The organism is Flavobacterium piscinae, assembly GCF_004122145.1.
Lineage (GTDB): Bacteria > Bacteroidota > Bacteroidia > Flavobacteriales > Flavobacteriaceae > Flavobacterium > Flavobacterium piscinae.
In genome coordinates this window covers 41,669-52,747 of the sequence record NZ_SBKQ01000006.1, presented here as the reverse complement: position 1 = coordinate 52,747, position 11,079 = coordinate 41,669, and the positions used below count along the sequence as shown (strand labels likewise).

Here is an 11,079-nt window from a genome sequence, read left to right as displayed (position 1 = left end):
AGATTGCAACGGAGAGCGGGAAAATGGTTGGCTGATAATGCCCGAGCCATTCGCTTCTTCTCCGTTGTAGGTTATCCGTTATCGGTTTTCTGTTTAATTTTTCTAATTTATAAAATTTTAGATATCTGTGTTCTCAATCTCTTCTATCTCCCATCCATTAAGACATTATAAACCAATCACTTAAAAATCATTAACAACTCATTCACAACTTAAAAATCATTTCTGGCACGGCAATTGAAATTACCTAAACAAGAATCTGAAACGAGTTCAGATAAAATGTTTAAATCGAATGTGTCATGAAAAAAATTACCCTCTTAGTAGCCGTAAACTTACTGGTTGGAAGTTTGGCTTTAGCAACAGAAAAAATTACTTTTTCTGATTTTGACAGAAATGTTGCTCACTCAAATTACATGGACGCAGAACCAATTGTATTCATGGAGCGAGGTATCGAGTTCTTTGTATTCTTAAACGGTGATTTCGATTTCAACACGCGACCACAAGACAGTCAAGGTGGAATCTATTACCGCAGAGGAGGAACACGCGGAAATACCACCGTAGCGATAAATTACGGAGTTCGAATTGAGCACGATAGTTTTGGAAGAGTTCGAAGAGTTGGTAATACTTTTATCAACTACGACAGTAGAAATCGTGTAAGCCGAATCGGATCAGTTTTTATGAGATACAACCGTTTTGCCCTTTCACAAATTGGTGGCATGCAAATTGTATATAACAACAGAGGAATGATAATCCGCACGATTGGTCAAGTGAATTTTACAAGAGGAAATTATGGATATGCTTATTCCACCTACTATGGAAATTCAGATAACTACCACAGCGGTTACACCTACAACGACAATAGTTACTACTACTATAAAGCAGATGGAACAAAAGCGTTGGTAAATGAAAAAAAATAAGTAAATAAATTGAGTTTGGTTAGTTAGATTAAGAAGTTTGGTTAAGTTTGGTTGATGAAAGTCCTGCGAAAATCCCCAAGTAGCAGGGCTTTCTCTTTTTGTTAAGATTGATCGTCTTTTCGCTTTCTTTCTTTTTCAAATTTCTAAATTCTAATTTCTAAATTCATTTGGGCGTTTTCACCGCGGTGAACTGGCTTTTCGCTACTATCCCTAACGCAATTCTTTACTAGAAAGAAATTCACTTTTAACAAAGATACAATTCAATTTATCTTTTTATTATTTTAAAAACCTTGTCCAACATTCCATTAATATCTGTAGAAATCAATAATTTATAATTTAAAAACCAATAAAATAGGCTGATTAAGATGGATTTTAAAACAATATTCAAAATCGGGTGGAAAGTAAAATTCCAAAAATAAAAAGCAACAAAAGTGAAGGCAATTATACCTAATGAAATAATTGTCTTTTTTGAAAATGGAAACAAATTCATTTTAAAAACAACAAATAAAAATTTGGCTAAACTGTATAACCCAATGGAAATTAAAGTAGCAATGGCAGCTCCTTCGATGCCATAATTGGGAATAAAATACATGTTTAAACTCACGGTTAAAAACACCAAACACAAACCTAACAGTAACACAGTTCGGTAGTATTTTGAATTAAAAATGATGGAATTATTATTTCCCAACATTAAATCAAAGAATTTTGAAAAAGAAATTAAAAACACTACTGCTACTCCACCGCTATATTTTTCGGGTAATAATGCATAAATTTGGTGGATATTTGTTAAAATTCCCAACATAATAAATCCGCCTATGACTTGTAAAGTTATGGCCGTTTTTTTATACAAATCGTTCAATTCTTCGTGCTTTTTCTTTGCCATCAAATCAGTTGTAATCGGATGTGTAATTTGATGCATGGCCCTCATCGGCACAGAGATAGTTAATGCAATAAAAATGGCTACCGAATAATAAGCCGCTTCACTGATTGGAATATATTGTCCAATCATAAACTTATCAATATCCAACAAAAGCACTGCGATACTGGAGGAAAAAATGATAAATGTTGAATAAACAAAAACCTCTTTTTTTTCCTTCGGAAACTTTAAATGAAATTGCGGTTTTCTCACTTTAAAGGCCACCAATGCCATTAAAAACATCATTGTGAAATAAATAAACACCAAACAATATACAAATTGTACGTTGGTTATCCAATCAAAATAAACAGCAAAAAGAAAAATACTGATGAATACGCGTAGCAATACTTCTTTCACAAAATTTCCAAAAACAGATTTCAAATGTACTTTTACCCAAGCATAAAAAATCTCAAAATATCCCATGAACAATCCAATCACGGGAATCATCCAAACATAATCCTGAATAATTGAATTTTTTTGTGACAATAAAGTCGCTGCTTCACCATAAAACAGAAACAAAATCAAGAAAATAGGAATGATTATCACGAAAGGCAATACTAAAACTAAATTTAGAAATCGTGATTTCTCTTCTTCTGATTCATGCTCTGAATAAAATTTTACCAATGTATTTTGAATGCCAAAAGCCATTAATGGCATCATAATATTAGCAGAAGAAAGTAAAAAAGCCGTCAATCCGTAATAATCTTCTCCTAAAAAATGCGTGTACATAAACAATGCATTCGTGGCACCAATAGCAAAACCGATAAAGGTAATGATGGTGTTTTTGATGGATTGATTGAGTACGATGCCCATACTTTATTGAATAGTGATTAGTGATCAGTAAGACAAGCTTTTACTAATTTTTCGGTTAGACTTTTTCGGCTATAATATTGTAAACCAACAGGATAAACTTTTAAATTGTTTTGTTTATAAAGTTGATAATATGTCAAAATTGTATCCTTCAGTTTTTCTTTCTCTTGATAAGTAAAAAACTGACCTGTGTTGGTTTCTTTTAAAATTCCTTCAAAATCAGACGCTTTCGGACCAATGGCAATAATCGGACGTTCGGAAACCATGTATTCAAACAATTTTCCGGGAATAATGCAACGGGTTTCTTCTGCATCAATTTCAATTAACAGCAAAACTTGTGAAATCCTTTGGTGTGAGACAGCTTCGTCATGTGAAACATACCCTAAATTATTGACAAATTTACCTAACTTGAATTCATCTATCGTTTCCAAAACATCCTGACTTACTTTTCCAATCAGTTTTAATTGAAAATCAGCTGCAAATTCGTTGTTTTCTTTGACTAATTCTTTTAAAGCTTTCCACAAAATTCTCGGATTTCTATTGGATAAAAACGAACCGATGTGAGCAATGGAAAATTTCTTGTCTAATTCGGATTTATTCACTTTTTCAATGTCATAACCATTTGTGATTACTTCAATTGGTTTTGTGGTTAAGTTGGAAAACTCACTTTTTGTTGTCGGACTGGTTACCATAATTTTATCAGCTGAATGGAGAACAGATTTTTCCAATTCTTTGTGTTTTCTTTCAGAATTTTCATTCAGCATCAATTCTTTGTGATACCCAATGGTTGTCCACGGATCACGAAAGTCTGCAATCCATTTGATGTTGCATTGTTTTTTCAATTGCAAGCCAATTAAATGCAAACTATGTGGTGGACCAGTGGTAATGATAGTTTCAATGTGGTGCTTCGCTATATAATCTTTCAAAAAAACAACTGAAGGTTTCACCCATAAAACACGGGCATCAGGAATAAATAAATTCCCACGAACCCAAAGCATTATTTTTTCAATCAGTGATTGTCTTTTCTTACTAGGAATAATTCCGGAACTGATTTTTTTGGTGTTATTTTTAGAAAGAAACGAAGCCCAACGATACGGTTCTTTTATTTTTTGTTTGATGATAATTGCCTTTTCAGAAACTTCATTCATTAACTTTTCATCTACAATGGGATACGTTGGATTTTCAGGAATATAAACATGTGGTTCAAAACCATAATCAGGTAAATATTTCACGAATTTTAACCAACGTTGCACACCGGGACCACCGGCTGGAGGCCAATAGTAGGTAATGATTAGAATTTTTTGTGCTTCTGGTTTCAGTTTATTCTTGGTTAAAGTTTTTTGTATAGTTTCCTGAAAAGTAAAAAATGTTACTCTTTATTCGGATTATTGATTTTATTTAATTCATCTAAATCTAATTGATCCTTTAATCGATTCGTTGCTTTTTTTGCGATAATTAGGTTATCGTAATCAATAAAATTTACAGCAACATTTCCCATTATAACTTTAGTTGCCTTTTCTAACAATTCTTCAAAAGGTACATTTTCTAAGCCTTTGATTGAAGTCATAACATCTAAACGCAAACCAAAAAATAAAGTGAAATCTGTCCATCCTGGAATAAATTGCATAGTTTCTATTGATTCAAAATCTCCAATTCCAATTTCAATGAAAGCTTTTCTTAAATTTTTTCTATTTTCTAATGAATCTTCAATCAAAATATCCAAATCACCAGTATTTCTTGAATAACCATAAATATTTACTGCAAAACCTCCAATCGTAATGTATTTTACATTATTTACTTCAAAAACTTTCCAAATATTTATTATTTCTTCAATCATTTTTTATTTGGATAAACTTTAGGTGCATTCTTTAAGGCATAAGAAATTTCCATTAACTTTAAGAACTTTTCAAGTCGTTGAGCATAAGAAAGCTTTTTAATTTCAGCAATTCTTTTAGCTTCTCTTTCTTCAATTTTTTCTTTATTTATTTCAGGTTTTTTCATACTACATTAATTATATGAAAATCTATCATTTATTCTTTTTTCTTTATTTCAAAATAAATTCCACCGGCCAAAAGTAACAACATTCCAATAGAACTAAACAATGCAATGGAGCTTCCGGTTCTCACCACTTCCGGTTCAAATTTGAAATCAATCGTATGTTTTCCTGCAGGGATTTCTATTGCTCTTAATACATAATTGGCTCTAATTTGTTCTACCTCTTTCCCATCAATAGTAATTTTCCAACCTTTTGGATAATAAATTTCCGAAAAAACAGCCAAACCTTTATTTGCATTTTGAGAAGTATATTTGAGATAATTCGGTTTGTAATCTTCTAAGGTGATGGTTGCTAAACTATCTTTTACAAACGATTGAGCACTCACTTTTTTCATAAATTCTTTATCAACAACCGCTTCATTTTTAGAATCTATACTATCCAAGGCTTTCATTTCTTCGTCAGCATTTTGAACAGTTTTTACTTTACTTACAAACCAAGCATTGCCATTGGCATTTGGATTTTGAAGTGGAATTGCCTGACCTTCTTCAGTGGTTTGAATGACATATTTTACATTCAACATATTCAATACTTGAATGTTATTCTTGGCAATTTGATAATCGTATAATTGTTGAATGCGTTGCGGTTTAACAGCACTGTAACCACCAATCGCTTTATGAAAATAAGAAGTTCTTGCTCCCGCCATCCCTTGGCTTGGCTCAAAAACACGGAAATTTGGATCTTTATCAGCCAAAATTTGCAAATCGGCTTCGGTAGGCTGAAAAGGTTGATCGACTTGTCTGGTATTGACAAAATCATCCGCATTCACATAATTTTTAGCAATTACATATAAATCCAATACCATCAACGAACCAATTAAAATAATAGCGATAATTTGTGATACTTTCTCTTTAATAAACAACCAAAAAAGAGCAAAAACAGCTACAATCAATCCCATCGAGCGTAGTAAATCGGAAGTATACATAGCCTGTCTATCCTCAATTAATGCATTTACAAAAGGTTCTCCAATCTCTCCATAAACTTGTTTGTAATAGGCATCACTTTCAGATGAAAAGTTAAACATTCCTTTGAAAACAAATAACAACACAAAAATTCCAATCGCAATTGCCGAAGATTTCCAAAGTGCTTTCCATTGTTCATCTTTTTCTAATTTGAAGAACGAATACAATCCCAAAACAGCCAAAACCGGCATACATAATTCTAAGATAACTTGTATGGATGAAACCGCTCTAAATTTGTTATACAATGGAAAATAATCAATAAAAAAGTCGGTTAAAATCGGGAAATTTTTTCCCCAAGAAAGGACTAAAGAAAAAACCGCACCCGTTAAAAAAGCATATTTTAATTTGCGTTTCTCTGTGAACATGGCCAACACAAAAAGGAAAAAAACAATCGCTCCGATATAAGCCGGAGCAGCAACAATAGGTTGATCTCCCCAATAGGTTGGTGCTTGAGAAGCATATTCTAGAGCATCATTTTCAGGAGCCCCTAAGCCTATAAACATTTCGTATAACGCACTATTGGCACCAAGTTTTTCAGCATTTCCTCCTCCAAATAAGCGTGGAGCAATTAAGTTAAAACTTTCGGCAATTCCATAACTGTATTCGGTGATGTATTCATAAGTCATTCCCGACTTATTTTCTAATTTTTCACCTTCCAAACCAATAGTTAATTCATTTTTACCTCTAGTACTAAATTCTGTATATTCCGCTGTAGCCAATAAATTCGTTGCATTTGCTCCTAAGGCAAAAAGTCCGGCAATTACAAAAACACCAAAAGCAATTCCAATGTTTTTGAACTCTTTTCTTTTAATTAACTTATAAGTGTAATAAAAAGAAATCACAATCAACAACAGTAGTAAATAATAAGTCATTTGAAAGTGATTCGCTTGAATTTCTAAAGCTGCGGCTATCATGGTGAGTAATCCTCCTACAATGAATCGTTTTTGAAAAACAAGTAAAACGCCCGCAACAACCATTGGCATGTAAGCAATGGCATGAGCTTTGGCATTATGTCCCACTCCTAAAATAATGATTAGATAAGTGGAAAATCCAAACGCTAATGCTCCAAAAAAAGCTTTGAGCGGATCAACTTTTAAAACACACAAAAGAATGTAAAAACCAAGGAAATATAAAAACAAATAATCGGCAGGCCGAGGAAGGAAACGCAAAAAACCATCCACAGATTTTACATAATTATGCGGGTATTTTGCTCCCAATTGATAGGTGGGCATTCCGCCGAAAGCGGCGTTTGTCCAAAAGGGTTCATCGCCTGTTTGTTGTCTGAAATCGTTTTGTTCTTTGGCCATTCCGGTATATTGCACAATATCGGACTGCGAAATTTGTTTTCCTTGTAAAACCGGATAGAAATAGACCAACGATAGCATCACAAAACCGAAAAAGGCTAAAAGATGCGGAAGAAATTTCTGAAAATATTTCATTCTGTGTTTTTAATAAATCAATGTAAATTTAAACGAAAGTAAACAAACTAATCCACTTCTTCATAATCAATGTATTCCCCCACTTGTTTTTTGGCTTTAGGCTTTTCAAATGTAGAGGATGAATTCTGAGTAGTTGAATGATTGTCGGCTTGATTCTGATAATTAGTATGTTGTTTAAAATTCTGTTCTGCTTTTTGAACCATTTTACGCAATAAAATAGGCATCAAAATACGGGCTAAAATTTTGAAAGCATAATAAACTCCTACAATAATTAAAATAGTTCTCACAAATCCAGGTACAGAAGCTGTTTGCATAAGGTAATATTTTTGGTAAAAATAATAATTACGGAGGTCAAAAATAAATTAACATTCTTAAATAAATAATAAAAAGTCTTATTTTTGGTTTCTAATCAGTAATTCAACCTCATTACTACCATGAAAAAAATGAATAGTTTACTTCACATCGCTTTTGTCTTTAGCTTTTCAAGTTTATTGGCTCAGCATACGGATATGATTAATTCTAACCGTCCCGGACTCTCAATGGCGGCTTTTTCGGTTGGAAAAAATGTTTTTCAAATGGAAAGTGGTATTTATGGAATTCGCGAAGACCATAATCTTTCTCGCTACAATTCTAATGGTTTTGGTGTTGATTTAGACCTTCGTTATGGTTTTCTTTTTGAACAATTGGAAGTAATTGGGAATTTTAAATACCAATATGATAAATACTTTTCTCCTTTAGTGGAAACCACTCGAAGTGGATTTAGAGCAACAACCTTTGGAGCAAAATACCTGATTTATGACCCATTTAAAAAAGGTGAAGATAAACCAAACCTATACAGTTGGAAAGCCAATCACAAATTTAAATGGAAACAGTTTATTCCGGCAGTAGGTGTTTATGTTGGAATGAATTTTGGTTTTGCAAACGAAGATTATGCCTTTCCTGATGAACCAAGTATGAGTCCGAAAATAATGGTCATTGCACAAAATCACTTTGGTACACGTTGGGTTTTGGTTACCAATATTTTTTATGACAAATTCACAACAGACTATAAATCATTGGGTTATATATTGACTTTAACAAGAGGATTTAATCAAAAATGGTCCGGTTTTATTGAAAATCAAGGCATTAAAGGCGACTATTATTCAGATAGTATTTTTAGAATTGGTGCAGCCTATTTACTTCAAAATAATTTGCAAATTGATGCTTCCATCAGTAAAAATTTTAAAGATACTCCCGATATTTTATATGGAGGAGTTGGCGTTTCATGGCGTTTTGATAAAAAATACAAACCTGTAAAAATTGAATCAGACGAAGATGGTGGAAAAAGAGTAGACAAAAAGAAAAAAGATAAAAAAGAAAAGAAAAAACGAATTGACGAAGTAGAAGGAGGAGAATAGAATGATAAAGATTATTGAAGCAAATTCAAAAAAGCTACTGACCGATTACGTTAAATTCCCATTTTCGTTATACAAAAATCATCCGTATTGGGTACCACCATTAATTTCGGATGAATTGGAAACATTTAATAAAGATGAAAATCCGGCCTTTGATAATGCAGAAGCCTATTTTTATTTGGCTTACAAAGAAAATAAAATTGTTGGTCGAATAGCTGCCATTATTAATTGGGAAGAAGTCAATAATCAACAAAAAAGAAAAGTGCGATTTGGTTGGTGGGATGTGATTGATGACATTGAAGTTACCAAAGCTCTTTTGGAAAAAGTATACGAACTCGGACGAAAAAACAACTTAGAATATGTTGAAGGTCCTATGGGCTTTTCAAATTTAGACAAAGTTGGTGTATTAACGGAAGGATTTGACCGATTGGGATCAATGATTACTTGGTATAATTTTCCCTATTACAAAGACCATTTAGAACAATTGGGTTATGTGAGAGAAAAAGAATATTTTGAAAGTATTTTTTCGTTTTCAAATGTTAATCCTGATACGTTTACAAAAGCAAGCGAATTAATTCAAAAACGCTATGAATTAAAGATTTTAACCTTTACACAGACAAAAGACATTATTCCGTATGTAGATAAAATGTTTGATTTATTTAACACATGCTATGAAAAATTGGCTTCTTTTGTCGCCGTTTCCGAAAGACAAAAAGCTTATTTTAAAAAGAAATACATTCCTTTTGTAAATCCGGAATACATTTTATTTGTAATGGATAAAAATGATAAAATGGTCGCTTTTAGCATCGTTATGCCTGGCTTTTCAGAAGCGTTACAAAAAGCAAACGGGCGACTCTTTCCGTTTGGATTTTATCACTTATTACAAGCGAAAAAACACAGTAAAGAAGTGTTGTTTTACCTCATTGGTATTGATCCTGAATACCAAAACAAAGGCGTAACTGCCCTTATTTTTAGAGAATATTATCGCGTTTTTAAAGAAAAAGGCATTACCCAATGCAATCGAACTCCTGAATTAGAAGAAAATAATGCGATTCACAATTTATGGAAAAATTTTAATTCGGTGGTAGACCGACGAAGGAGAACCTATCGAATTGATTTATAAAAAAACCACTCCATTAAAAGAGTGGTTTCTGTTTTGATAAGCTTTCCGCTTTATTTTAAGAAACATCTACCGTAGTAGCATCTGCAATTTTTTTATAGGTTCCGCTCACTAGCTTTTCGCGAATGGCTTCAAATGCAGCAAGTGTTTCATTAATGTCCTCCAAAGTGTGAGAAGCTGTAGGTATCATTCGCAATAAAATAATTCCTTTAGGAATCACAGGATAAACCACAATGGAAAGGAAAATTCCATAATTTTCGCGTAAATCATTCACCATCACCATCGCTTCCGGTATAGAACCTTCTAAGTAAACCGGAGTTACACAAGTATTTGTGTCACCAATATTAAAGCCACGCTCTTTTAAACCATTTTGAAGAGCATTTACGTTTTCCCATAATTTATCTTTCAATTCAGGATGGTTTCGCAACAATTCCAAACGTTTTAAAGCACCAACGGTTTGAATCATCGGCAACGATTTGGCAAACATTTGTGAACGCAAATTGTATTTCAAATAATCGATAATATCCTTATCCGCGGCAATAAAAGCACCAATGCTGGCCATGGATTTGGCAAAAGTTGAAAAATAAATATCAATACCGTCTTGACAACCTTGCTCTTCGCCTGCTCCGGCACCTGTTTTTCCAAGTGTTCCAAAACCGTGAGCATCATCTACCAACAAACGGAAATTATATTTTTCTTTCATGGCCACAATTTCTTTTAGTTTTCCTTGTTGACCACGCATTCCAAAAACTCCTTCGGTTATAAAAAGAATTCCACCTCCTGTTTCTTCTGCCATTTTAGTAGCACGTTGAAGGTTTTTTTCCATACTTTCCAAATCATTGTGACGATAGGTAAAACGTTTTCCCATGTGCAAACGAACCCCGTCAATAATACAAGCATGTGCATCTACATCATATACAATTATATCGTTTTTGGTAACCAACGCATCAATGGTTGACATAATTCCTTGGTAACCAAAATTCAGCAAATACGCTGATTCTTTCATGACAAAGGCAGCCAATTCATTTTCTAATTGCTCATGCACATTGGTATGACCACTCATCATTCTGGCTCCCATCGGATAGGCTGCTCCGTATTGAATCGCTGCTTCAGTATCTGCCTTACGTACTTCAGGGTGATTGGCTAAACCTAAATAATCATTGATACTCCAATTTAGAATTTGTTTTCCGTGAAATTGCATACGTGGCCCAAGTTCTCCTTCTAATTTTGGAAAAACATAATATCCTTCTGCTTGTGAAGCCCATTTTCCTAATGGTCCTTTATTGTTTTGAATTCTTTCGAATAAATCTTTTACCATGACTTTTTGTGTGTTAAAAAACGTGGCAAAAGTAAGGATTTCAAATCTACTTTCATAATATTTTTAATGGAATGATTATGAATTATTGCCAACAATTATATAATTTAAAAAAGTGCCATAAGAATGTGCTAATATGAGTATATTTGATTACTA

The 11,079-nt window shown here is 33.0% G+C and carries 10 protein-coding genes; 3 read left to right on the top strand and 7 right to left on the bottom strand.

The annotated features are described in order from the left end of the window. Window positions 1-296 precede the first annotated feature (296 nt). A complete protein-coding gene (locus EQG68_RS06855) occupies window positions 297-914 on the top strand; it encodes a hypothetical protein (RefSeq protein WP_129464052.1) in 618 nt (205 codons plus the stop codon). A gap of 265 nt (window positions 915-1,179) precedes the next feature. Here EQG68_RS06855 and EQG68_RS06850 read toward each other — a convergent pair whose 3' ends face one another. Genes EQG68_RS06850 through EQG68_RS06830 form a run of 6 tightly spaced genes read right to left on the bottom strand, consistent with a single transcriptional unit; the run spans window position 1,180 to window position 7,408 of the window. Beyond that, entirely contained in the window at window positions 1,180-2,643 is a 1,464-nt protein-coding gene (locus tag EQG68_RS06850; RefSeq protein WP_129464051.1) for a lipopolysaccharide biosynthesis protein, read from the bottom strand. 17 nt (window positions 2,644-2,660) lie between these two features. Further along, window positions 2,661-3,959, bottom strand: coding sequence for a glycosyltransferase family 4 protein (locus EQG68_RS06845; RefSeq protein ID WP_129464050.1), 1,299 nt, complete (start codon window positions 3,957-3,959; stop codon window positions 2,661-2,663). Between the two features lie 50 nt (window positions 3,960-4,009). Then, entirely contained in the window at window positions 4,010-4,477 is a 468-nt protein-coding gene (locus tag EQG68_RS06840; RefSeq protein WP_129464049.1) for a nucleotidyltransferase, read from the bottom strand. Beyond that, complete coding sequence (locus EQG68_RS15030; protein ID WP_164975407.1) at window positions 4,474-4,641, bottom strand: hypothetical protein; 168 nt, start codon at window positions 4,639-4,641, stop codon at window positions 4,474-4,476. The genes EQG68_RS06840 and EQG68_RS15030 overlap by 4 nt, the downstream gene beginning before the upstream one ends. Before the next feature lie 29 nt (window positions 4,642-4,670). Next, entirely contained in the window at window positions 4,671-7,094 is a 2,424-nt protein-coding gene (locus EQG68_RS06835) for a YfhO family protein (protein WP_129464048.1), read from the bottom strand. Window positions 7,095-7,141: 47 nt separating this feature from the next. Further along, window positions 7,142-7,408 (bottom strand): DUF4834 family protein, encoded by a 267-nt coding sequence (locus EQG68_RS06830; protein ID WP_129464047.1) that lies wholly within the window; start codon window positions 7,406-7,408, stop codon window positions 7,142-7,144. Between the two features lie 129 nt (window positions 7,409-7,537). Between EQG68_RS06830 and EQG68_RS06825 the strand changes: the two genes are divergently transcribed. Together EQG68_RS06825 and EQG68_RS06820 are read left to right on the top strand one after the other, a co-directional pair. Then, window positions 7,538-8,491 (top strand): transporter, encoded by a 954-nt coding sequence (locus EQG68_RS06825; RefSeq protein ID WP_246011671.1) that lies wholly within the window; start codon window positions 7,538-7,540, stop codon window positions 8,489-8,491. A gap of 1 nt (window position 8,492) precedes the next feature. After that, complete coding sequence (locus EQG68_RS06820; protein WP_129464045.1) at window positions 8,493-9,611, top strand: GTP cyclohydrolase; 1,119 nt, start codon at window positions 8,493-8,495, stop codon at window positions 9,609-9,611. Window positions 9,612-9,666: 55 nt separating this feature from the next. Here the strand turns inward: EQG68_RS06820 and EQG68_RS06815 are convergent, their stop codons facing one another. Next, on the bottom strand, window positions 9,667-10,926 hold the full coding sequence (locus EQG68_RS06815) for an aminotransferase class I/II-fold pyridoxal phosphate-dependent enzyme (RefSeq protein ID WP_129464044.1): 1,260 nt from the start codon (window positions 10,924-10,926) through the stop codon (window positions 9,667-9,669). Window positions 10,927-11,079: the final 153 nt, after the last annotated feature.